The organism is Thioalkalivibrio sp. ALMg9, from assembly GCF_000380625.1.
GTDB classification, from domain to species: Bacteria; Pseudomonadota; Gammaproteobacteria; order Ectothiorhodospirales; family Ectothiorhodospiraceae; genus Thioalkalivibrio; species Thioalkalivibrio versutus.
On the sequence record NZ_AQYC01000004.1, the window covers coordinates 118,543 to 141,190 of the forward strand.

The window sequence follows — 22,648 nt, forward strand, 5'->3', positions numbered from 1 at the left end:
TTGCAGCGCACGCTGCGCTGCACCGGTTTGATTGCCTTTGCGATAGCAAAGGGCTTTGCAGCCTGCATCAGGCTCAACCACCTGCGGCGGGCGGTTCTGGCGGCACAACCTTGTGCCGCGGGGAAACCGGCACCCCTCCCGCCGGAGGCAGATCTGCGCCGGCCGCAGGGGAAAGGCCCCGGAATCGCTTCCGGGGCCCGTTCGGACAGGGTGCTGCGGTGGCTTACGCCGTCGAGGCCGGGGCGGGATCCTTGCGCCGGCGCAGGGCCCAGCCGAGCATCACGAGGCCGATACCGACCAGGAGCAGCGAGCCGGGGGTCGGTACTTCGTTATTTCCGTTACCGCGGTAGTACACCGAGATGTGCGAGATGTCGCGATCCTCGCCCGCGCCCGACAAATCGAACGGGGGGGCGGTCAACGGGGTGGCGTAGGTCCCGCCCAGGGCGCCGTTCAGCATGTCGTAGGCCACGATGTTGGTGTCGGCGCCATCCTTGAACGCGAACATCAGGTTCTCGAAATTGCTCCAGAAGTCGAGAACCACCAGCTCCCAGGTCCCGCTCTGGGCATCGCCGCTGAAGCTCACGATGGTTGCCGGATCATTGGGGTCGTTGATCAGGTTGCCGTTGGTGTCCTCGTACTTGCCGTCGAACAGCCAGTCCGAGTAGCCGAAGAACTCGGCATTGTTGACGACTGTGAGGCTGGTATTCACGTTGCCGTCAAGCGGCTCCAGGACCTGGCAGCCCTGGTTGGGCGTGACCTTGTCGCCCAGGTTGCCGTCGAGATCGGAGCAGTTGATGACGCTGGCGGAGGCCGAGCCGGCGGCAATCATGCCTCCCGCGAGCAGAAGGGCGAGGGTTCCGCCCCGTACAGTCTTTGTAGTCATGGTTGTTACCTCGTGGGTCTGCGCAGGCAGGTTGTGGTTTGGGGTCTGCGCTCGCCCACGAATTTGCAACATCCATGCCCGCTGGATTCCGCTCTATATTGACGTTGGAAAACCGTAGGTTACGCGCACCCGACGGGGGGCGGTCGCAAACGCGATCATCGGGTGTAAAGGGTTCTGACGCGTGCACGGGTGAAGGACCTCGACCAGGTCACATCGACGGGGTTGGGCCACGGTAACTAGGCCGTGTTAACGGGGCTTTCTGAACCCAAAGGGCTGTTTGAGGGCGTTAAACGGCGCATTGCGGCCCATAAATGGGCTCTTACTCTGAGAGAGGATCCCGCTCCGGCACCGCGAAGGCGACCGGTAAGGCCTCGGGCTGCCTCGACGGATTGCGCGGCCTCTGCGAGGCCGCGCAATGAAGCCATCTCAACCTTTTCCCCCGCCCCTTCCGGTCCTGACGACACGCGGCGTACTCTGCTGTAGAAACGGAGTAGTACAAAAAAGGAGACAGAGATGGGGCTTTACGATCGCGACTATGTCCAGGAGAAACAAACACCCCATACCAAGAAAGCGAGGGGTGATCGAACCGGGGGAACATCCAAGCCAGGTGCTGACGCCCGCCGGACTCGCCCGGCTCAGACGTCGCACTCGACAACCGGGGCCCCACCCAGTCCAGACTGGAAGACGATCGTCCTATGGGCATCCCTCGCCGCGAACGTGATGCTTCTAACGGCCTTGGTCATCCTCCACGGAAGATAGGATCTCCCGGGGTCGGGAGAATGGAGGAAGACGGGGCCGGACCACGGTAAGCCGGCGGACAGCATGTGAGTGAATGAGGCGTCATAGTGAAAACACTGACTTTCAGGTATTGGGACCGCATTCGATCCAGCTTATGGTTCATCCCCACCATGATGGCCCTGGGCGCGGTGTTTTTGGCCTTCATAAGCGTCGCCCTGGATAGGCCGGTGACGAACTGGTTGTTGCGTTCGTGGGGCTGGACATTCACCGGTGGAGCCGAGGGGGCCAGCGCCGTGCTGGGGGTCATCGCCGGATCGATGATCACCATCGCTGGAGTTGTGTTTTCGATGACGCTGGTCGCCCTGTCGCTGGCGACGTCGCAGTTGGGGCCGCGCTTGCTCCGCAATTTCCTGCGCGATACGACGACTCAGGTCGTGCTGGGCACGTTCGTCGCCACCTTCCTGTATTGCTTGCTGGTCCTCCTTACCATCCGGCGCGCGGAGGAGGTTGCTTTCGTTCCTCATATATCAATCACGCTCGGCGTACTCTTTGCGGTCGCGAGCGTGGGGGTGCTGATCTACTTCATTCACCACGTGTCTGTTTCGATGCAGGCCAACGAAATCGTGGCGCGCGTGAGCGACGAGTTGATCGCCGGGGTGGACCGCCTGTTTCCGGAACACATCGGGCAGGGGACGCCACGGACGTCGGCAACACCACCCGAGTCGGCATTTCTGGACGTATTTGACCGGGAGGCTCGTCCCATTCGAGCGAGCGCGGACGGATACATTCAGTTCATCGACACGGACGCCTTGATCGAGTTGGCGATGCAAAAGGATGTGGTCATTCGACTGGAGCGAGTACCCGGCGACTATGTGGTCTCCGGTGGCCCCCTGATGCTGGTCTGGCCGGGAGAAAGGGCCGCCGACGTGCCTGCGGATCAGGTCAACGACACCTTCGCCCTGGGTAACCAGCGGACTTCGGGCCAGGACATCGAGTTCGCGGTTACCCAACTCGTGGAGGTCGCTCTGCGTGCCCTCTCCTCGGGAGTGAATGACCCGTTCACGGCAATTACGTGCGTAGACCACCTGGCGTCCGCGTTGAGTCGTTTGGCTACGCGAGACATGCCATCGCCCTATCGTTATGACAGTACGGATCAGCTGAGGGTGATTGCTCCAGGGTCTACTTTTGTGGACGTCACAGATGCGGCCTTCAACCAGATCCGACAAGTGTCCCGCTCGAACACCGCGGTTACTGTCCGCCTGCTGGAAACGATCGCCGAGGTCGCGAGATTCGTACAGCGGCCAGAGGATCGCGCTGCGCTGTTACGGCACGCTGAAATGATTGCCCGTGGGGCTAGTGAGGGACAGCCCGAAGTTGAGGACCGCCAGAAGGTAGAGGAACGCTTTGAATATGCAAAACAATTGTTGAGCGTGTCGCCAAGGACAGGGTCGGACCACGGTAACGGACTGAGTTAACGCGGCTTTGAGAATTTGAAGGGCTATTTCCAGGGCTTACACGGGGCTTTTGGGCCCGTAAATGGGCTATTGCGGTGACGAGTCGCCGACGAGCAGAGGCGAAGAACTGCGGATGGGGTGCGCTACACTGGGGCGCACCCTTGTCCCGCCATCCATCATGCTGCTCACGTTCCTGATCCTGTTTGCCCTGCTGGGGCTTGGCGTCGCGCTGATGCTCTGGCATGCCCGGCAGGTGTTTTCGGTGGAGCTGCGCGATGGCGCTGCCCGCGTGCGGCGCGGCAAGCCGCCGTCCGGGTTCGTGCGGGGCTGCGAGGACGTCGCTCGACGATACGGGCTGAAGCAGGGCCGGATCCAGGCCGTGCGCACCGACCGGGGTGTCGAGTTGCGCTTCTCCCGCCACCTCCCACCGAAGACGCATCAGGCCTTTCGCAACGTCTGGACACCCCCGCCCGGCGGAGGGGGAGGCGGCGGCATGCGCGCGACGGGATAGCGAGGCGCGGGGCTCGGGGTCAGTCCCTGGCTTTTGGTCCCGTGGCAATCGAGCGGCATCCAGGCCACTCCGACCGATTGCCACGGCCTCTTCGAGGCCTCGCAATGACGAAGGGGCCAAGTTCGCAGAAAGCTTCACACTGCATGCATTATATGAGCGGGTGCGAACGCGTCTTCTGGGTGGTTCGCGACGAGATGGCGGGTACCAGCCCCGCGGGGCCAAGGGAGCGATGTTGAAGCTGAATATCGAAGAGCCGGGACCGTATCGGTTTGCCCTGAGCCATCTGGGCTTTCGCCCGTTCTTCTTGCTGGCGGGGCTGTACGCCGTGCTGGTCGTGGGTCTGTGGACCTGGCTCTACCAATTCGACATGGCGGCGCTGCCCACGGCCGCCTTTGGCGGGCCCTTCGCCTGGCACGGCCATACCCTGATCTTCGGCTACGCCATGGCGGTCGTCGCCGGGTTCCTGCTCACGGCCGTGCGCAACTGGACCGGGGTACAGACAACCCACGGGCCCGCGCTGCTGGTGCTGGCCGGGCTCTGGCTCGGCGGCCGGGTGGCGGCGTTGTTCGGGGACCCCGGGCTGGTGGCCATGGCGCTGTTTGATCTCGGCTTTACCCTGTGGCTGCTGGCCGCCCTGGCCCGCCCGGTATGGCAGACGCGCCAATGGGCCCAGCTCGCCGTGATCGGCAAGATCGCGCTGCTGGGGGCGAGCAACGGCCTGTTCTACCTGGGCGCCTTCGATCTGCTCGATGGCGGCCAGCGCCTGGGGCTCTACTCCGGGGTCTACCTGGTGCTGTCGCTGATCCTGATGATGGGGCGCCGGGTCATCCCGTTCTTTATCGAGCGCGGGCTGGATGGTGCCTTTACGCCGGTGAACCGGGACTGGCTGGACCGTCTCGCCCTGGTGCTGTTGCTCGCCTTCTGGCTGGTGGAGGTGTTCCTGCCATGGGCACCGGTCGCGGCGGGGCTGGCGGCTGGGCTGGCCGTGGCGCATGGCATGCGCTGGGCGGGCTGGCATACGCCGGCGCTGTGGCACAAGCCACTGCTGTGGGTGCTGATGATGGCCTATGGCTGGATCGTGATCGGCTTTGCCCTGCGGGCCGTGGCCGAATTCACGCCCCTCAGCCCGATGGCCGCGCTGCACGCCTTCACCTACGGGGGTATCGGCATGATGACCCTGGGGATGATGACGCGCGTCGCCCTGGGCCATACCGGACGTAACGTGTTTGACCCTCCGCGGGTCCTCGGGCTGCTCTTCGGCCTGCTGGCCACGGGGGCGCTGGTACGGGTGGCCGGCCCCCTGCTCTGGCCGGCCTTGACCGCCAGCTGGATGAGCGCCTCGCAACTCCTGTGGATCGCGGCCTTCGCCGGGTTTCTCTGGGTTTATGCCCCGATGCTGGTCAAACCACGCATCGACGGGCGTTACGGCTAGCTACCGAACTGTCGAGGCCGGACTGCGGCAACCGATTGGCTTGACGAGCTTGTCCGGGCGCGAAGGGCTCGTTGAAGGTCCTGGACGGCCCGACCTGGGCGTCGAAACCGGCGTTGGGTGAAGGCCGGACGACGTTTACCACCCGGAGGCCGAGTGGTTGCGGGCTCGCAGGGGCCAGACAGGCCTGGAGGATCAGGCGCGGGCGGTTGCCCTCCGGCGGTCGCGGGAGCCGAAGGACGGGGGCGACCGGGAATTCGCGCACCGGGCAGCAGTAGCCGAACCCTCGGCACAAAAAAACGCCCGGGATGGTCCCGGGCGTCCTGGTCTGCATGCCGGGCAAACCGCCCGGTTCAGACCGCGCTTACTGCTGGTACTGCTCCAGATCGAAGCGGTCGGCGTTCATCACCTTGGTCCAGGCCCTGACGAAGTCGTTCACGAACTTCTCCTCGTTGTCGTCCTGGGCGTACACCTCGGCGTAGCTGCGCAGGATGGAGTTGGAGCCGAACACCAGGTCGATGCGGCTGGCGGTCCACTTCACCTGGTCGCTCTTGCGGTCACGGACCTCGTAGATGCCGCTGTCCGCAGACTTCCAGGCATTGGCCATGTCGGTCAGGTTGACGAAGAAGTCGTTGGTCAACTGGCCTTCACGGCCGGTGAACACGCCATGCTTGCTGCCGCCATGGTTGGTGCCGAGCACGCGCATCCCGCCGATCAGCACGGTCATCTCCGGCGCGGTCAGGCCCATCAGCTGGGCACGATCGAGCAGCATCTCCTCCGGCTTGACCACGTAGTCCTTCTTCAGCCAGTTGCGGAAGCCATCCGCCAGCGGCTCCAGCGGCGCGAAGGAGTCGGCATCGACCATCTCGGCGCTGGCATCGCCACGCCCCGGAATGAACGGCACCAGGACATCGTATCCGGCCGCCCGGGCGGCCTGCTCGATGCCCACGCTGCCACCCAGCACGATCAGGTCGGCCACGCTGGCGCCGGTCTCGGCGGAGAGCTGCTCGTAGACCTTGAGCACCCGGTCCAGGCGCTGCGGCTCGTTGCCCTCCCAGTCCTTCTGCGGGGCCAGGCGGATATGGGCACCGTTGGCGCCGCCGCGCATGTCGGAGCCGCGGAAGGTGCGGGCGCTGTCCCAGGCCGTGCTGACCATCTCGGCGATGCTGAGGCCGCTCTCGGCGATCTTCTTCTTGGTCGCCTCGACGCAGTAGTCGGTGTTGCCGGCCGGCACCGGGTCCTGCCAGATCAGGTCTTCCTGCGGCGCTTCCGGACCGATGTAGCGGGTCTTCGGGCCCAGGTCACGGTGGGTCAGCTTGAACCAGGCGCGGGCGAAGCAGTCCTGGAAGTACGCGGGATCGGCCATGAACTTCTCGCAGATGGCCCGGTACTTCGGATCCATCTTCATCGCCATGTCGGCGTCGGTCATGATCGGGTTGTGGCGGATGGAGGGATCGCTGGCATCTACCGGCTTGTCCTCCTCCTTCATCTCGATCGGCTCCCACTGCCAGGCGCCGGCGGGGCTCTTCTTCAGCTCCCACTCATGGCCGAACAGCAGGTCGAAGTACCCCATGTCGAACTTCGTCGGATGGGTGGTCCAGGCACCCTCGATGCCCGAGGAGACGGCGTTGGCGGCCTTGCCCTGCATGTTGGGATTCTTCCAGCCGAAGCCCTGTTCCTCGACATCGGCCCCTTCGGGATCCGGACCCAGCGCACCGGCATCGCCATTGCCGTGGCACTTGCCCACGGTGTGGCCGCCGGCGGTCAGCGCCGCGGTCTCTTCATCGTTCATGGCCATGCGGGCGAAGGTCTCGCGGACCTGCTCGCCGGTCTTGAGGGGGTCGGGCTTGCCGTTGACCCCTTCCGGGTTCACATAGATCAGGCCCATCTGGACGGCTGCCAGGGGGTTCTCCATGGTGTCGGGCTTGTCGACGTCGCCGTAGCGCTCGTCGGAGGGTGCCAGCCATTCCTTCTCCGCGCCCCAGTACGTGTCCTTCTCGGGATGCCAGATGTCCTCGCGCCCGAAGGAGAAGCCGAAGGTCTTCAGACCCATGTTCTCGTAGGCCACGGTACCGGCCAGGATGATCAGATCCGCCCAGCTGATCTTGTTGCCGTATTTCTTCTTGATCGGCCACAGCAGGCGGCGCGCCTTGTCCAGGCTGACGTTATCCGGCCAGCTGTTGATCGGCGCGAAACGCTGGTTGCCGGTGCCGCCGCCACCGCGGCCATCGGCAATACGGTAGGTGCCGGCCGCGTGCCAGGACATGCGGATCATCAGCCCGCCGTAATGGCCCCAGTCGGCCGGCCACCACGCCTGGCTCTCGGTCATCAGCGCGTGCATATCCTTCTTCAGGGCGTCGAAGTCGAGCTTCTTGACCTCTTCCCGGTAGTCGAAGTCCTCGCCCATCGGGTTGGTCTTGCGGTCATGCTGATGGAGGATGTCCAGGTTCAGCGCTTCCGGCCACCAGTCCATGACCGAGTGGCCGGCGGCGGTCTCGCCGCCATGCATGACCGGGCATTTGCCCATGTTCTGATGCTCACCCATATCGTTCTCCATTTTTTCGCTGCGTTCAGCTGGTTCGTGTTTCGGAAGCCGTCATCCATGTGTCATCGATGGCTTTCCTCAGGGACCGCAAGCCGTTCCGACCCTGGGCCACCTTCGGCCAGGGTGGGCTTCACTGTCCACCTGCCCTTGAAGCTAGGCCCCACGAACCATTAGTTCCAGTTGATATTCACCATGATCGAGATAGTCTCCCGCTATTTTTCCGTGAGCGCCTCTATAGCGCGATGGGCTACAAGATGCTCTCGATCGCGCGGCGCAGCTTGGCGGACCCGGGGCCAGCCTGGCTGGGGAAGTGCGCCACCACCCGACCCTCTCGGTCCACCACGTACTTGTAGAAGTTCCAGCGCGGGGCGGCGGCCTGGCGCGCCAGTTCGCGGAAGATCGGGTGGGCGTCCGCGCCGCGCACACTGATCGGCCTGAACATGTCGAAGGTGACGCCGAAGTTCTCGAAGCACACCCGGGCGGTCTCGGCCTCGTCGTCGGCCTCCTGATTGAAGTCGTGGGAGGGGAAGCCCACCACCTTCAGCCCCTGGTCCCGGTAGTCCTGATGCAACTGTTCCAGCCCACCGAACTGGTCGGTGTAACCACAATGGCTGGCGGTATTGATGATCAGCAGCGGATGGCCCTGGAAGCGTTCCTGCAGGCTGACAATCTCGGACGCGTGCAGCCGGCCCAGCTCGTGCTGGAACAAGGCCTCGGTATCGGGCTCCGTGGCGGTTGCGCAGGCCATCGGCAGCACCAGCAACAGGGAAGCGAACAGGGGCGCAAAACGGGACATCGCAAGTCTCCACAGGGGCTCGACCTTCAGACCAGCGGCGCACCTGCGGGTTCTGTGGAGGGCTGGTTCGTGACCGCCAGCCCGGGGCCACGATGGCGCCGAACATCCTCCATTTCGGTGCTCCCTTTTGGACATGCCATGGCCTCACGGGCATGACGGGCGTACCCTTGATCGCAGACATCAACGAAGTCTCTAGCCGATGATTGCCTACACCCGCCCGCTCCTGCTGCTCGCCATCATCCTGCCGCTGACCACGGGCTGCACGGCCGTGAAGGTCGCCGGTGCCACGGGAAGCGCCGCCGTCAGCGTCACCACCGGCGCCGCAAAGGCGACCGGCAAGACCGCCGGAGCGGTGGGACGTGCCATCACTCCGGGCAGCAAGCAGGACAAGGACGACGACTGAGATACCGGCCGGCCGGCCGGGGACGGACGCAAGCCGCGAACTGCGTTTACTCGGCGCGCCTGAGCGCAACGGCCGCTCCAAGGGCTCGCACGCTGGGCCCTGGGCCGGAAACGGCGCCCTTGCACTCCGAGAGCATGCGGCCGAGGGGGATGGCCGCCCCGTTTCTGGGCTTGCCGGGCCCGCGTAACGGTCGCAGGTCTTATCCACCGACGCCTTCACCTCCCCGCTCGCATGGCAGCCCTGCCCGCCACCAGGCGAGCATGCCGCCGCGAAGCTGGCGGGCCTCGTAGCCGCGGGCCCGCAGCTTGCGCACGGCAGGGATGCTGCGGTGTGCACTGAGGCAGATGGCCACCACGGGACGATCGGGATCGAGTTCCAGGTCCGCCAGGCGTTGCCTGGAAAACTGCGTGATCGGGAGGTGACGCGCGCCCGGGATACGACTCCGACGATGCTCGACACCGGTGCGCACATCCAGCACTTGCACCTGGGCATTCTCCATCGCCTGCGCCAGTTCCTCGGGGCTCATTTCCGGCACGCGGCCGAACGGCCACCACTGGCTCAAACCCATCGTGATCACCTCCTGTCCACAGGCAAGAACGCGGTCGAACTTTGTCTTGTGCCCCGTACCTAATTCGCGACGCGGCGAGGATGGGCTGTTCTCAGCACTGACCGCGCGAAAAACCATCGCCGAAAGGAAAATCATTATGGATCATCACGACGAAGAGTTTCTCCGTCGGGCGCAAGCCGCGCGCGCTCGCATCAACGAGATCGAGCCGCAACAGGTAGACGCCAGCCTGGCATCCGGTGCGGTGGCCATCGATGTGCGCGAACCCGGGGAGTACCAGAAAGGCAGCCTGCCGAGCGCCCGCAATGTAGCGCTGGATTCCATCACGCGTCAGATCGAGGGAGTCGCACCAGACAAGGACGCGCCCATGGTCTGTTTCTGCAATGGTGGCAACCGCGGGGCATTGGCGGCGGCCCAGCTGGTGGATCTGGGCTATACCAATGTCCAGTCCATCGCCGGGGGACTGCGCGCCTACCAGAAGGCAAACGACACCTCGAAGAGCTCCGCCTGACGACCGGACGGCCCGGGGGTCCAGCTTCGGATTTTCCGACCTTGCCCGTTGCCCCATCTTCCCGTTGCCCCATCTTAAAGAAACGCTGATTCGCCACGAGGGTCAGCCAGGTCCAAGGACCGTGCGGGCTCGGGTGTGTCCAGCACCCGGTGGCCGAAGGTGGCCCTGGAGCGCAGCGGTACGCGCCCAGCGGCTCCACGCGCCTCCTTCTTCGTCATCCCGGAAACCGCGTAGCGGTTATCCGGGATCTCGGCGGCGGCTGGGGTTGCCCCGACGGGGGAGATCCCGGATAACCGCTACGCTCCGGCCGGGATGACAGTGCAGGGGCAAGGGCCCCGGGGGGAGTGACATTCCCAAAAGGCCCGGATTAAAGCACCCTGCGACGGGCCATTGTCGTCCCCGGATGATCCCCGTGACTGGCTGACTCTCGTTGTTAGTCAGGAAAGGGGAAGACGGGGCAGATCTCGGTCTGCGCCCGCGCGAGGGCTCACAGTCGTTGGCAGGTGTACTGTTCGCCGGACGCGTGCTCGACCACGAGGCGCGTGGGCGATTCGGTGACGATCCGTGTGACCTCCGTATGCGGGAGTTCCGGTAGCCGCGTAGTGATCTGCCGGATCAGCTGGCGCTGGAGTTCGACACCTGATGGGGAGCCGGGCGACAGGTCCAGGGCTTCCACGGTGAGCGTGAGCTGCTGCTCCTCGCGCTGCCACTGCCCCTCGCTGGTCGCGATCAGCGTGAGCGGCCACAGGCCGAACTGGGCCACGGCATCGCCCTCGCTCTTGTACCGCCCGTCCGGATGCAGACGGGAGCGCGTATCGAGCTGCAGATTCAGCTGGCTCGAGCCAATGGCGGCCAGTTGCATTACGGCAGGACAGGCCCAGTCGCCGTCCAGCTCCGTGGTGTCCGCCCAGGCTGCGCCGGCGAAAACCAGAGAGATGCAAAGGCCCAGCACGGGCCACGATCGATTCATCAAACGCGTCTCTCCAATCCAGTCTGGCTTCCCGGCACGGGCAGTAGGCGCGGGCAAAGGGCAAGGTTTGACCCCGTAGGGCTTCGGTTATGCGCCTGCTCCCCTCCAGCGCCCCGAATTCGTGGGGCTTCAGCCGATTACCACGGCCCCTTCGAGGCCCGCAATGACACGTCACCGCGGGGTTATTGGTTCGGCTTTGGATACGCGCCCCACCCTCGCCTGCGCGGGTCCACGCCGCAGATTGAGCCGAGTACGGTGCGCTGACCGCAGGACGCCCCGTTCGGACTCTGGGTGCGACCGACTGCTTCGTCGGTTCGATGCCACACATAAGCGTTAGTCGTCCGTTATGTTACGCTGCGCGGGAGCCTCGCGCGCCCTGAAGGCGCTCTTGACGGGGCCCGACCAGGAGAGACTGCGGTGCGATCAGTCACGCATGCACACCTTCCCGCGCTAGCCTTGGTAATGGCCGGCTTTCTGCCCTTGGCACTCCCGCTGCCGGCCCTTGCCGACGACGGTGGGTATCGGCTGCTCAAGCTGGATGGCTACAAGGTGAAGTGGGGAGACCAGCAGTTAGGGGTGGGGGCCAGCATCAGCTATGCCTTTGCCGGGGAGGCGCTACGGTTCGATGATGCGCACAACTGCCGCGATCTCGCACCGATTGACGAGCTTCTGGGCGAAGCCCTCTCCAGGGAGACGCTGGATCGCGAGGCCGCGGCGGCGTTTCGGGTTTGGGAGCGCGCGGCCGGTCTGTCATTCCACAAGGTGAGCGATACCCGGGAGGCGGATATCATCCTCGGTGCCCAGGGGCAGCCGCGTGGACGGGCATTCGCCAACGTAGCCTACGCACCCGATTCGGACGATTTCTCCAACGTTTCCTACTCGCCCGATGCGGAAGTGGATGTGCGCACCATCGAACAGTCGCTGGTGTGTCTGAATCCTGCTCACGAGTGGAAGGTCGGATTCGACGGCAACAAGGATGTGTACGACATCCGCTATACGCTGACTCACGAGATCGGTCACGCCATCGGCCTGGACCATCCCGGGCCATCCGGGCAGGTGATGGGATTCAGGTACACCGAGGACTTCGCCGACCTGCAGCCCGGCGATCTGCGCGGAGTCCAGCGGCTCTACGGGCGCCCCGCCGATACCCTCGATACCCAACTGGCCGAGATGCCGACCGAGGACGGGGAAAGCGCATTCACCAGCGACCTCTTCCTTGACCCGAACGGCCGCATCGTGCCCGTGACCGGTGTCGATAGCGGCCTTGGCATCGGCGAGAAATAGCCCCGAGTCAATTCCGGGGCAGGTCTTTCCCATGCCCCTGCTCCACCACGAGCGGCCCCCACCCGTGGCACGTCAACCGATTGCCGCGGCCCCTGCGGGGCCCCGCAATGACGGGGTTTCGGAAATTCGGGGCAGGTCTTGCCCCCTTGCCCCCGCTCCACCGTAATTCGCCCACCCCCTTGGTACTTCAACCGATTGCCGCGGCCTCTGCGAGGCCTCGCAATGACGCGGTTTGTTCAGGCGGTCCGCCCTCTGACCGCTGGCGTGCTGTGGATACCGCAATCGCCCGGAGGCCGGGGCGCCACAGCGGGTTGCCTGGCAGCGCCGGAGATCAACCGGTCTTACCGCTGCGGGCATGGCCCCGCACCTCGCGACCCGCGCCGTGAAAACCTGAAAACGGCGCGGAAACTCGAGCAGATGGAAAGGAGCCGAGACGCCAAGGTGTGGCAACGCACAGAACCCCGGAGCGACTGCACCGCAGCATGCAGTCTCATCCACTTGTCACGAAGGAAAGTCGCCATGGCATCTGTCGAGCCCACTCTGGCGGGGCGTTCCGCCACATCGGGAATGCATGACCCATTCACCACGGACATCGGTAACGAGGCACGGCGCTCCGGCGTTTCCTGGGGCGCGGTGATCGCAGGCGCCGTGGTCGCTACGGCGCTGTCGCTCAGTTTCCTGCTCCTGGGCACGGGCCTGGGATTCTCGGCGGTCTCGCCGTGGGCCGGGGAAGGCGTGTCGGCCGAGGGCATCGGGTTCGCAAGCATCGTCTGGCTGATACTCGTGCACATCATCGCCGGCGCCATGGGCGGCTATCTGGCCGGCCGACTGCGCACCCAGTGGACCGATCTGCATACCGACGAAGTATTCTTCCGGGATACCGCACACGGCTTCCTCGTCTGGGCGCTTAGCGTGGTCGTCACGGCGGCTCTGCTCGTTTCCGCCTCCACGGCGATCATCGGCAGCACCGCCCAGGCCGGTGCTTCGGCTGTCGGGGCAGCGGCTACGACTGGCGGCGCTGCCATGATGGCAGGCGCTAACGGGCAGACCGAAGGCGACGCCACCGGCCCGCTCGACTATTTCGCGGATATCTTGTTTCGCCCAGAGCGTGCCAGGGCGGCTCCCGACGCCGGCGCAACCGACTCCGACAGAACCGCCATGCGCACCGAGGCGGTACGTATTCTCGCCCGCGGCTGGGACGATATGTCGGATGGCGACAGGGCGTATCTGGCGCAACTGATCGCGCAGAACACCGGCGTCAGCCAGTCCCAGGCGGAGAACCGGATCCGCGAAGTCCAGGCGCAGATGGAGGAACTGGAAATGCAGGCGCGACAGGTGGCCGATGAGGCCCGGAGCGCGATGGCGAAACTTTCTCTGTGGACGTTCCTGGGACTGCTGATCGGGGCGTTCAGCGCCAGCTTCGCCGCCACGATCGGCGGTCGGCAGCGCGACAGCGTCCACTATTGAACCGTACAGATTGCTGCCAATCAGCGAGGTAGATCAAGATGAAATTCATACTGCTTTGGTTTCTGGGCATCCCGATTCCCGTCCTCATCCTGCTAGCCATCCTGCTTTAACGGCTGCGCGAGGCCCCCTGCTACAGGGGGCCTCGCCTTTTGCGAACCCCCGAAGCAATGATCACTCTTCGAGGGATCCCCTTGGCGCAGCGCGCCCCAGGCCTGCACCGGTCTTGCACCTGAAGACCACCCGCGGCCCGCGGGACAAGACGTCGCATACGTGGCCGGTTACCGTAGAGTGACCGTACCGATGGGCCAATGCGGGGCCGGCTCCCGGCAAGGGACTCATTACCGGAGACGGGACCCCGAAAATTGAGTGCGGATAAACCCTCGGCAAGTACGTGGATCGGAAGGCATTTGAAAGACAACCCCCTGCCGTTTTGCCCCTCTTCTGCCTGGTGGCTGACCGCATGGCTGGCCGGCGGGATGTTGCTTGCTGGCTGTGTCGGCGGGCCGCCATCGGCGGAGCCACCCGTCGCCACGGGGGCCGCGCCGCAGGAGCAGCCCGCCGCCGCGGCAGACGGACCCGCGGAGGGCTTCGCCAGCCTCCGGGACGAGATCCACTACTACCTCGAACGCCTGTCGGATCGCGCGTTCACCGAGACCTACGGGGGCGAGGAGCATCCGCGTACCTGGTACACCGCGGCCGAGGCGCTCGGCCGGATCGGTGCGCCGGCGGTCCCGCATCTCGTGCCCTACCTCGATTCCGATGATCCGTGGGAACTGAAACTCGCGCTGTACGCCCTGATGCTGGCTTCGCAGGATCCGGCGGTGACCTCGCAAACCGGCGGCGAGTACATCCGCCTGGGGACCGTCCTCGACGAACGCGAGAACGTGGCCAACCGGGCCCTCGCCCGCGACTGGTGGGAACGCTGGGGCCACCTCTGGGATTAGCAAGCGCATCCGCGCTCGAACGAGCAACACGGCACGGGTGACGAAGCGCTTACTGGATAGACGATACGGGACCGACATGGCAACGCCCCCGCCAGGGTCAGCGCGACGCGGTGTCCGACACACGCATCAACGCACAACACGCGTTCGGCAAGCGCAGGAGGCCCGAATGGGAATATCGGCGCGGGCAGTGGCAAGGTCCAGGCGCTGCTTGATGATGGTGGCCTCCTCGTTGCGTCCGAGGCGCATCAGGCACTCGTGGTAGCCGTGCAGCGCCCAGACGTTATCCAGATGCTGGTACGGCCGCGGTAGCGCGGGGTCAAAGCCGAGGTCCTCACGGTATAGCTGCGCTGCCGCCGCGACCTCGCCCTGTTCCAGAAGCAACGCGCCACAGGCGTGGCGAGTCGGCTGCATCCACCCCCAGGGTTCGTCAAAGGGAAGCCCATCGTCCTGCTTGATGGCCTGGCGCAGGAAGGCGAAGGCCTCGTCGTAGTTGGCCTTGCGGTACTCCAGCTCTCCGTTCAGCATCGCACGGGCGATCGCGAGAATATCGCGGCAGCGATTGTTGAACAGGTAGCGAGTGTCGGGCATGCATGCCGCGGCGGCCTCGAAGCGCACGCGCTGTTCCTCGCCCTCCTCGATGCGACCGGTGGCGGCGTTGGCCACGCCCTTCGCGTAGTGGGTCAGCGCGGTGCTGAACGCATACAGCTCGGGGTCGGCAGGCAGCGGGGTGTCGATCAGTTCCTGCCAGCGCCCGAACCGCACCATTACGTGCAGGTGCATCGGCACGAAGGACTCCAGCCAGTCGGCCATTGGTGGCGATTCGATCCGCAGAAGGGCCTCCGGAATGGTGGCGCGCAACCCCTCCGCTGCCTCGCACGCGTCGGTATATCGGCCTTGGAACATCGCGCCGTACAGCTTGAAGTGGTAGTTGTGAGAGCGGTAAAGGGTGTAGAAATTGATGGCGCCTTCGCGCTCCAGATACTTGCTGTCGGCCGCGATTGCCTCATTGTTGATCCGCACCACGTTGTCGTACTGACCGCACAGCACGTCGATGTGCGAGGCCATGTGTTGGAGGTGGCCCGCGTCCGGCACCAAACCACGCAGCCGGTCGCAAACCCGCAGGGCGCGCTCCGGGTGCGGCGACATCTCCATCAGGTGTACGTAGTAGTGGAGGATGCCGGGGTGCCTGCGCGCCTCTTCGCGATAGAGCGCAGTCTCCAGCACCTCGGTGGCCTCGACCGTGCTGGCACCTTCCGCCGGGGCGTTGGCCTTCAGGTCCCACAACTGCCAGGGAGTGCGGTTCAGCAGGGCCTCGGCAAACAGGGCCACCACATCGAGGTCTTCGCCGTGTTCGCGGTACACCGCGCGCATGGCATCGGCGTAGTCGTCATTCCAGCGCTCGAGTGCACCCACAGCTGGCGGCTCTGCCGTCTGGCAGCGCACCTGCAGCGCGTTGATCAGCGCCTGCTCCACCGGACTGCTGGTGGCAGCCTGCTGCGCCCGGGCCAGTGCCGTCGATCCGCGTGACAGGGAGTCTGCCAGCTCCGAATCGGCGAACGCCTCCCACGGCTTGTTGTAGTTCGGGCCAAGCGCCCAGGCGATGCCCCACCACGCCATCGCGCACTCGGGGTCATGCTCAATGGCCGTTTCGAAGCAACGGATGGCCTCCTCGTGGTTGAATCCATAGCCCCACAAGAGCCCGCGATTGAACCAGAGCCGAGCCTCCGGCGACGGTGAAGAAATACCCCGACGGTAGGGCCCAAGGTCGTAATAGCGTTTCATGATCCGCCTCCAACATCGTTCCGGATCATTACTTCAGATCATAGGCAGAAGAGACCCGAGCTGCTGCCGGTAGACGCCGGGCCGGAAGAAGGCGAATGCCACGGGTGGCTCCCGGATCGAATCTTGGCCGTTGCCTCTCCCTGCGCGACCGTAAGGAGACCAACTTCGTGGCACTTCGGCCGATTGCCACGGCCTCTGCGAGGCCTCGCAATGACGTTGCCCTGGCGTTTCGGCACGTGGGGAGATGAGCGCCCTGCCCTCGCCATCCGGGGCTTGTTGGGCCATGCTCCATGCTGCGGGCAGATGAAGACGGGGCCCGTGTCGCGGCGCCGGGCAGGAGCCGTTACCTCGAACGACAAGGAGCATGCGCATGAACCTGGAGAAGGTGATCTTCGGCTTTTTCATCATCCTGGCGTTCACGCTGAACTTCGGGTTCTTTCTCGGCGAGATCGATGATCCGGCGCACCACAATGTGTACGAGCTGTTCGCAGCCATCGTGGTAAACGTCATCGCGACGGCCCTGAAGCTGGGGGACCGGACGCAGACCGGGGCGTTGCTTCTGGCCAGTTCGCTGGTCGCGGTGCTGCAGTTGATTGCGGCCGCGGCGGTTTGGGCCTATGCCAGCCACGTGCATGCCGGGGGCATGGATGCGATGTTCATGGCCAGCATCGTCTCCCTGGCGGGCGGGGCCATGGTGGCCAACCTGATCTCCGTGCTGCTGCTGATCGCGGATACGGTGGCGCTGCGCCGCTGACGGCGGCCGCGAGCGCTACAGACACCACGAGCCGTGGGCCCCACGATCAACAAGGTGCTGTTCCTGTTCCTGCGGCGCATGCGGGCACCCCTGCTTGCGCTGACGGCGGCCTACGCGATCTCCGTTCTCGGCCTGGTGCTGATACCCGGCGTGGACGATCAGGGGGAGCCCTGGCGCATGGACTTCTTCCATGCGTTCTACTTCGTGACCTACATGGCCACCACCATCGGCTTCGGCGAGATCCCCCACGCCTTCACCGAGGCGCAGAGGATGTGGACGGTGTTTGCCGTTTACCTGTCGGTGGTGGCCTGGCTGTATGCGATCGGCAAGATCCTCGCACTGATCCAGGACCCGGCCTTCCGCCTGGCCGTCAGCCAGCATGCGTTCGACCGCACGATCCGCAAGCTGCAGCGACCGTTCCATATCGTGTGCGGTTATGGCGACACCGGGGCCCTGGTGGTGCGTTCCCTGCTCGGGCGCAATGGCTTTGCCGTGGTGATCGACCAGAACCCGGATCGCATCAACGAGCTGGTCCTGGAGGATTACCCGCTGCAGATCCCCGGTCTGTGCGCGGATGCCAGCATCGCCAATCGCCTGCTCGATGCCGGGCTCCTCAACCCGCACTGCCAGGGTGTGGTGGCGCTGACCAGCGACGATGCGGTGAACCTGCGGATCGCCATTGCCGCCAAACTCCTTAACCCGGAGCGCCCCGTGATCTGCCGTGCCGAGAGCCACGACACAGAGAAGAACATGGCCTCGTTCGGGACTGACCAGGTCATCAACCCGTTCGACATCTTCGGCCAGCGCCTGGCCCTCGCGCTGCATTCCCCCGCGCATCACCTGTTGCACGAGTGGCTTGGGAGCATCCCCGGGAGCCCGCTGCCGATGCCGATCGACCCGCCCTGCGGTCGCTGGATCCTGTGCGGCTTCGGGCGCTTCGGCAAGGCCGTGCATGCCGGGCTGATCCAGGAGGGCGTGGAGGTAACCCTGGTGGAAACGGACCCCGAGGGCGCGGACTGTCCGCCCGACTGCATCAAGGGCCGCGGCACCGAGGCGGACACCCTGCACGAGGCCGGCATCGAGAGCGCCTCCGGGATCGTGGCCGGAACCGGCCGCGACGACTACAACCTGTCCATCGTGATGACCGCGCGCGAGCTGAACCCGGAGCTGTTCATGGTCGGACGCCAGAACCGCGAGTGCGATTCGCTCCTGTTCGCGGCGGCCGACCTGCCGCTGGTGATGCGCCACGACCGGGTGATCGCCGAGGCGATCCTGGCCCATCTGACCTCGCCGCTCCTGCCGCGCTTCCTGGAACTGAGTCGCAACCAGACAACCGACTGGGCGAACGAGCGAGTCAGCTCCATCACGGCCGTGGTCGGCGACCGTGTGCCGGCCATCTGGACCGAGCAACTGGACGAGGGGACAGCCCCGGCCCTCCTTGCCCATCTGGAGCAGGAGCCGGTGACCCTGGGCCAGCTGCTGCGCGCCGACCATCCCGTGCGCCAGCGACACGCCTGCATTGTGCTGCTACTACGGCGCGAAGCCGGAGGCGAGGACATCCTCGCGCCCGATGACAACACGCCCCTGCAACCCGGCGACCACCTGCTGTTCTGCGGCCGCTTCGCGAGCGCCCTCACCATCTCGCACACCCTGCGCGACCCGCACGCCCTGCGTTACCTGCTGACCGGCGAAGATACCCCGGAAGGCTGGATCTGCCGTGCCCTCCGCGCGGCCCGCAGACAACCGGCCTGAGACGCGCAAGGCAGACCCGCCAGCACGCAAGTCCGTAAACGCGCATCGACAGAGGCAAACGGTTGGGGACCGATACCGTTCCGCCCCCACACCCGGTCATCCCGGACACCGCAAAGCGAAAGCGGTGAGCCAGGACCTCCTCGCCGGGGCTCTTCAACCCGGAGATCCCGGCTCTGCGCTGCGCTCTGGCCCGGATGACGGGATGTGTTTTGTCACGAGTGACCGTGCCAGGTGTTGCCTTACCCCCAACGAAGCTAATCGGCGCCCAGGCCACGAGTGAAAAAGAGGTGGCCCCGCGGTTCCAGGCGTTGTTCGTGGCGGACCGAAGGCTCCCGGCATAATGCCCGCGCAGCAACCAGGACCGACCGCTGAACAAGGTAGACCGTCCGATGGCGACCGTGAAAAGTACCTGTTACGAGTGCGATGCCAACTGTGCCATCGACGTCACCCTGGACGCCGTCGGCGAGCCGATCGCCATTGACGGCCCCGACTGCCCGCGCTGCTACGTCCAGCTCGACCGGCGCAACCATCCGGAGCGCTTGCTGTACCCGCTGCGGCGAACGGGCCCGCGCGGCAGCGGCCAGTTCGAGCGCATCTCCTGGGACGAGGCACTGGACACCATCGCCGAGCGCCTGCGCGCCACCCGCGAGGAACACGGGGCCCCGGCGGCGGCCTTCTTCGCCGGCTATACCAAGGAGGCCCGGCCGCAGCTCCAGCGCCTGGCGCATGCCTTCGGCTCGCCCAACTACCTGACCGAGAGCGGCTGCTGCTTCTCCTCCACCAAGGTGGCGGAAGAGGTGACCTTCGGCACCAAGATCAAGACCTCGTCCACCGTCGCCTCGGATGCGACTCGCTGCCTGCTGGTGTGGTCGACCAACCCGCGCGGTTCCATCCCTCCGTTCCACCAGCACCCCCTGGCTGAGGCCCGCCCGGGCTGCGCGACCGTGGTGGTGGACCCGCGGGTGACCCCGCTGGCGGAGCAGGCCGAAGTGCACCTGCAGATCCGCCCGGGCACCGATGGCGCGCTGGCGCTGGGCATGCATTACCTGATCTTTAAAAACGGCTGGCAGGACCAGGCCTTCCTCGACGAATGGGGCAGCGGCGTGCAGGCCTTCCGCGACTACGTGGGCGAATTCCCGCCGGAGCGTGTCGCACAGATCTGCGGCATCGACGCGGCCGATCTGCGCCGCGCCGCCGAGCTCTATGCCGCCAACGCGCCGGCGCAGATCATGCTCTCGCCCACCGCCACCGTGCAGCACAGCAATGGCTTCCAGAACCACCGCGCGGTGATCCTGCTGGCCGCGGTGACCGGCAACATCGACCGCGAGGGCGGCAACCGCTTCTTCAACGACAAGGTCACACCCAGGCCCATCGACCTGTTCGACCACTGCAAGCAGAACCTCCCGCCGCGCATCGGCGACGAGACCTTTCCGGTGTGGACGGCCCACTGGCCGGCGGCACAGAGCATGCTGCTGCCGGATGCCATCCTCGAGGGGCAGCCACAGCCGGTTCGCGCCCTGCTGGCGATGGGCATCAACACCGCGATGTGGCCGAACTCCAGGCGCATGGAGCAGGCACTGGGCGCGCTGGATTTCTTCGCCGCGTCGGACTTCTTCCACAACCCGGCCACGCGCATGGCCGACATCGTGCTGCCGGCCGCCACCAGCCTGGAACGCGCGGCGCTGATCGCCTACCCCGGCTGCAACTTCCGCGGCGAACTGCGCTACCGCCACGCCGCCGTTGCCCCGCGCGGCGAGGCGCGCCCGGATGGCGAGGTATTCCTGGAGCTGGGTGTGCGCCTGGGCATGGGAGAGCAGTTCTGGAACGGCGACCTGGAGGCCAGCTGGGCCGAGGCCGCCGAGGGCATACCGGAGACCATCCGCGAACAGGTCTATAACGACCCGGACGGCGTCACCGTGTTCGCCAGGGCACTGGACGACATGCTTGCGCACGGCTTCGAGGAAGGCGACCGCCAGTACCGGATCGACGGGTTTCGCACGGTCAGCGGCAAGGTGGAGTTCGACGCCGCGGAACTGCGCGCGGCCGGGCACGACGGCCTGCCGGTCTACCGTGAACCGGCGGAGAGCCCGGTTTCCACGCCGGAGCTCGCCCGCGACTATCCGCTGGTGCTGACCAGCGGCGCCCGCCACAAGCACGCCACCCACTCGCAGCACCAGCAGCTGGAGCGCATGCGCCGGGCGATGCCGGAGCCGCTGGTGGAGTTGCACCCGATGGATGCCGCCGCGCGCGGGATCGTCAACGGCGACACGGTAGAGGTGCGCTCGCCACGTGGGCGCGTGGCGTTCGTGGCCAAGGTCACGGACCGCATCAAGCCCGGCGTGGCCCACTGCCAGCACGGCTGGAACCACGCCAACGTGAACGAACTGACCGACGACCGCTCGCTGGACCCGATCAGCGGGTTTCCCGCGTTCAAGTCGCTGCTGTGCGAGGTGGAGCGCCTGGCGGCGGGCCACGCAAAACGCCAAGCGGAGGCCGGGTAGTGCCGTTTGTCGGTGTCCTCCCCGAACGCGAGCATATCTTCCGGCCCGAGCCGTGCCGGGAGGTGGCCGTGTCCGACGCCGCCGCCTGGCGGCTCAATCCGGACCACCGGCATGTCTATGACAAACTGCATCTGGCCCTGGATGCCGGACTGACCGCCGCGCCCTGCGGCGTGGCACCCACGGACCTCGGCATCGCGGCGGACGCCGAGGTCTTCGTCAAGCCGATCACCAACCTGGCCGGCATGGGGCTGAACGCACGCACCCTGCCGGCCAGCGACGTGCCGGCAGAGCCCGGCAGCTTCTGGTGCCAGCGCCTGCAAGGTACCCACACCAGCACCGACTGCCTGGTGGAGAACGGCGCGGCACGCTGGTTTGCCCACACCCGCGGTTCGGAGGCGAAGGACGCCGCCCGCCCGATCTACTGGGAGATCGGCGCCGCCGCGCCCGAGATCGAACCCTGGATCGCCGACTGGGTACGCCGCAACCTGGCCGGCTACAGCGGCCTCTGCAACATCGAACTGATCGGCGGCCGGCCGATCGAGGCCCACCTGCGCGGCTCCAACGGCTTCTTCGACTTCTACGGCCCGGAGTTCATTTCAGCCTGGGTCGCGCTGGCCGACGGCGAGGCGTTCACCCCGCCCCCGCCCATCCCCGGTGGCTTCGTGATCTCGGTGTTCGGCGAGGCCGACCTGCGGGATGACGACTTCCGGGCCGCCGAGGCGGCCGGCGTGAACCTGCAGCCCGATCCCTCCACCCCGGGCCGCGCCGCCATCCTGCGCTGCCGTGACCGCGAGGCCGGCTTCGCCATCTACCGACGACTCACCGGGCACACGCTGTAGCCAAGGCGCACCGCTTCCGGAGCTGGCGTAGTCAGCGCGGATACCAGGATCAGGCGTGACAGGTCGAGACAGGGCAAAGGGTTGGGACCATCCCCATTCCGCGCCCCCACCTGCGTCATCCCGGACACCGCAAAGCGGTGAGCCGGGATGACGGAGCGTGATTTGTCACGGGTGCCGGGGCCAAGCCTGAGTCCTCTCTCCACCCTGGCCGATCGGCATCCGCGACAGTCCGGCCGATTGCCGCGGCCCCTATGAGGCCTCGCAATGGCGGGGAATGGGGCCCGCGAACGGCCGGGGTCAGCGGGATACCGGCGCAGGGTCACTGCACCTGAATGGCCCACATGCCCCGTTGCGCAGGAAGCGCGAGTGCCCCGTCCCTGTCATTGCGAGGAGCGCAGCGACGTGGCAATCCAGCCGGGTGGCTTCCCCCTCGGGGGGATTGCCCGCGCCGCACTCGCCATAACGGGTTCTGGTGAGGCCGACCGCCCCGCGATCCAATCGGCGAGGCTGGAGAGGCCAC

Annotated in this window: 18 protein-coding genes; 12 read left to right on the forward strand and 6 right to left on the reverse strand. The window is 65.9% G+C overall.

The window, feature by feature from the left end:
• Nucleotides 1-223: 223 nt before the first annotated feature.
• Complete coding sequence (locus F792_RS0101075) at nt 224-829, reverse strand: PEP-CTERM sorting domain-containing protein (protein WP_018168024.1); 606 nt, start codon at nt 827-829, stop codon at nt 224-226.
• A gap of 899 nt (nt 830-1,728) precedes the next feature.
• Here F792_RS0101075 and F792_RS0101085 point away from each other — a divergent pair.
• The 3 genes from F792_RS0101085 (at nt 1,729) to F792_RS0101095 (ending at nt 5,018) form a co-directional block, all read left to right on the forward strand.
• Nucleotides 1,729-3,096 carry a DUF2254 domain-containing protein gene (locus tag F792_RS0101085; RefSeq protein ID WP_018168025.1) on the forward strand — a complete coding sequence of 456 codons (1,368 nt, stop codon included), beginning with the start codon at nt 1,729-1,731 and terminating at the stop codon, nt 3,094-3,096.
• A gap of 157 nt (nt 3,097-3,253) precedes the next feature.
• Nucleotides 3,254-3,586 carry a DUF3634 family protein gene (locus tag F792_RS0101090; RefSeq protein ID WP_018168026.1) on the forward strand — a complete coding sequence of 111 codons (333 nt, stop codon included), beginning with the start codon at nt 3,254-3,256 and terminating at the stop codon, nt 3,584-3,586.
• Between the two features lie 229 nt (nt 3,587-3,815).
• Nucleotides 3,816-5,018: an NnrS family protein gene (locus F792_RS0101095; protein WP_018168027.1), complete on the forward strand. Its 1,203-nt coding sequence runs from the start codon at nt 3,816-3,818 to the stop codon at nt 5,016-5,018.
• Between the two features lie 361 nt (nt 5,019-5,379).
• Here the strand turns inward: F792_RS0101095 and katG are convergent, their stop codons facing one another.
• Together katG and F792_RS0101105 are read right to left on the reverse strand one after the other, a co-directional pair.
• Nucleotides 5,380-7,572 carry a catalase/peroxidase HPI gene (katG, locus tag F792_RS0101100; RefSeq protein WP_018176554.1) on the reverse strand — a complete coding sequence of 731 codons (2,193 nt, stop codon included), beginning with the start codon at nt 7,570-7,572 and terminating at the stop codon, nt 5,380-5,382.
• Nucleotides 7,573-7,807: 235 nt separating this feature from the next.
• Nucleotides 7,808-8,356: a glutathione peroxidase gene (locus tag F792_RS0101105; protein ID WP_018168029.1), complete on the reverse strand. Its 549-nt coding sequence runs from the start codon at nt 8,354-8,356 to the stop codon at nt 7,808-7,810.
• A 199-nt stretch (nt 8,357-8,555) separates the two neighbouring features.
• Here F792_RS0101105 and F792_RS0101110 point away from each other — a divergent pair, with 199 nt between their 5' ends.
• Nucleotides 8,556-8,759, forward strand: a complete 204-nt coding sequence (locus F792_RS0101110) for a hypothetical protein (RefSeq protein ID WP_018168030.1) — start codon at nt 8,556-8,558, stop codon at nt 8,757-8,759.
• A gap of 199 nt (nt 8,760-8,958) precedes the next feature.
• Here F792_RS0101110 and F792_RS0101115 read toward each other — a convergent pair whose 3' ends face one another.
• Nucleotides 8,959-9,327 (reverse strand): rhodanese-like domain-containing protein, encoded by a 369-nt coding sequence (locus tag F792_RS0101115; RefSeq protein ID WP_018168031.1) that lies wholly within the window; start codon nt 9,325-9,327, stop codon nt 8,959-8,961.
• 136 nt (nt 9,328-9,463) lie between these two features.
• Between F792_RS0101115 and F792_RS0101120 the strand changes: the two genes are divergently transcribed.
• On the forward strand, nt 9,464-9,835 hold the full coding sequence (locus tag F792_RS0101120) for a rhodanese-like domain-containing protein (RefSeq protein WP_018168032.1): 372 nt from the start codon (nt 9,464-9,466) through the stop codon (nt 9,833-9,835).
• A 487-nt stretch (nt 9,836-10,322) separates the two neighbouring features.
• On the opposite strand, the gene F792_RS0101125 is transcribed toward F792_RS0101120, so the two are convergent.
• Nucleotides 10,323-10,805 (reverse strand): hypothetical protein, encoded by a 483-nt coding sequence (locus F792_RS0101125; protein WP_196799398.1) that lies wholly within the window; start codon nt 10,803-10,805, stop codon nt 10,323-10,325.
• A gap of 462 nt (nt 10,806-11,267) precedes the next feature.
• Here F792_RS0101125 and F792_RS0101130 point away from each other — a divergent pair, with 462 nt between their 5' ends.
• From F792_RS0101130 to F792_RS0101140, 3 genes are all read left to right on the forward strand, one after another.
• Nucleotides 11,268-12,089, forward strand: a complete 822-nt coding sequence (locus F792_RS0101130; RefSeq protein ID WP_018168034.1) for a matrixin family metalloprotease — start codon at nt 11,268-11,270, stop codon at nt 12,087-12,089.
• A gap of 519 nt (nt 12,090-12,608) precedes the next feature.
• Nucleotides 12,609-13,556 (forward strand): hypothetical protein, encoded by a 948-nt coding sequence (locus F792_RS0101135; protein ID WP_018168035.1) that lies wholly within the window; start codon nt 12,609-12,611, stop codon nt 13,554-13,556.
• 476 nt (nt 13,557-14,032) lie between these two features.
• Nucleotides 14,033-14,500 carry a HEAT repeat domain-containing protein gene (locus F792_RS0101140; protein WP_018168036.1) on the forward strand — a complete coding sequence of 156 codons (468 nt, stop codon included), beginning with the start codon at nt 14,033-14,035 and terminating at the stop codon, nt 14,498-14,500.
• Between the two features lie 126 nt (nt 14,501-14,626).
• On the opposite strand, the gene F792_RS0101145 is transcribed toward F792_RS0101140, so the two are convergent.
• Nucleotides 14,627-16,282, reverse strand: coding sequence for a tetratricopeptide repeat protein (locus F792_RS0101145; RefSeq protein ID WP_231362624.1), 1,656 nt, complete (start codon nt 16,280-16,282; stop codon nt 14,627-14,629).
• A 370-nt stretch (nt 16,283-16,652) separates the two neighbouring features.
• On the opposite strand from F792_RS0101145, the gene F792_RS0101150 reads away from it, so the two are divergent.
• The 4 genes from F792_RS0101150 (at nt 16,653) to F792_RS0101165 (ending at nt 22,128) form a co-directional block, all read left to right on the forward strand.
• Nucleotides 16,653-17,036, forward strand: coding sequence for a DUF6394 family protein (locus F792_RS0101150; RefSeq protein WP_018146378.1), 384 nt, complete (start codon nt 16,653-16,655; stop codon nt 17,034-17,036).
• Nucleotides 17,037-17,069: 33 nt separating this feature from the next.
• Nucleotides 17,070-18,788, forward strand: coding sequence for a TrkA family potassium uptake protein (locus F792_RS0101155; RefSeq protein WP_018168038.1), 1,719 nt, complete (start codon nt 17,070-17,072; stop codon nt 18,786-18,788).
• Between the two features lie 389 nt (nt 18,789-19,177).
• Nucleotides 19,178-21,289, forward strand: a complete 2,112-nt coding sequence (locus F792_RS0101160; RefSeq protein ID WP_018168039.1) for a molybdopterin-dependent oxidoreductase — start codon at nt 19,178-19,180, stop codon at nt 21,287-21,289.
• The gene (locus tag F792_RS0101165) at nt 21,289-22,128 is read left to right on the forward strand and encodes a hypothetical protein (RefSeq protein WP_018168040.1); all 840 of its coding nucleotides are present in this window, start codon (nt 21,289-21,291) and stop codon (nt 22,126-22,128) included. The genes F792_RS0101160 and F792_RS0101165 overlap by 1 nt, the downstream gene beginning before the upstream one ends.
• Nucleotides 22,129-22,648: the final 520 nt, after the last annotated feature.

Bases quoted from the DNA above. Each gene is read 5' to 3' on its own strand.
- katG (WP_018176554.1), bottom strand. From the start codon at position 7,572: ATGGAGAACGATATGGGTGAGCATCAGAACATGGGCAAATGCCCGGTC.
- F792_RS0101115 (WP_018168031.1), bottom strand. From the start codon at position 9,327: ATGGGTTTGAGCCAGTGGTGGCCGTTCGGCCGCGTGCCGGAAATGAGC.
- F792_RS0101150 (WP_018146378.1), top strand. From the start codon at position 16,653: ATGAACCTGGAGAAGGTGATCTTCGGCTTTTTCATCATCCTGGCGTTC.
- F792_RS0101120 (WP_018168032.1), top strand. From the start codon at position 9,464: ATGGATCATCACGACGAAGAGTTTCTCCGTCGGGCGCAAGCCGCGCGC.
- F792_RS0101160 (WP_018168039.1), top strand. From the start codon at position 19,178: ATGGCGACCGTGAAAAGTACCTGTTACGAGTGCGATGCCAACTGTGCC.
- F792_RS0101105 (WP_018168029.1), bottom strand. From the start codon at position 8,356: ATGTCCCGTTTTGCGCCCCTGTTCGCTTCCCTGTTGCTGGTGCTGCCG.
- F792_RS0101075 (WP_018168024.1), bottom strand. From the start codon at position 829: ATGATTGCCGCCGGCTCGGCCTCCGCCAGCGTCATCAACTGCTCCGAT.
- F792_RS0101145 (WP_231362624.1), bottom strand. From the start codon at position 16,282: ATGAAACGCTATTACGACCTTGGGCCCTACCGTCGGGGTATTTCTTCA.
- F792_RS0101125 (WP_196799398.1), bottom strand. From the start codon at position 10,805: ATGAATCGATCGTGGCCCGTGCTGGGCCTTTGCATCTCTCTGGTTTTC.
- F792_RS0101095 (WP_018168027.1), top strand. From the start codon at position 3,816: ATGTTGAAGCTGAATATCGAAGAGCCGGGACCGTATCGGTTTGCCCTG.
- F792_RS0101090 (WP_018168026.1), top strand. From the start codon at position 3,254: ATGCTGCTCACGTTCCTGATCCTGTTTGCCCTGCTGGGGCTTGGCGTC.
- F792_RS0101110 (WP_018168030.1), top strand. From the start codon at position 8,556: ATGATTGCCTACACCCGCCCGCTCCTGCTGCTCGCCATCATCCTGCCG.
- F792_RS0101140 (WP_018168036.1), top strand. From the start codon at position 14,033: ATGTTGCTTGCTGGCTGTGTCGGCGGGCCGCCATCGGCGGAGCCACCC.
- F792_RS0101130 (WP_018168034.1), top strand. From the start codon at position 11,268: ATGGCCGGCTTTCTGCCCTTGGCACTCCCGCTGCCGGCCCTTGCCGAC.
- F792_RS0101135 (WP_018168035.1), top strand. From the start codon at position 12,609: ATGGCATCTGTCGAGCCCACTCTGGCGGGGCGTTCCGCCACATCGGGA.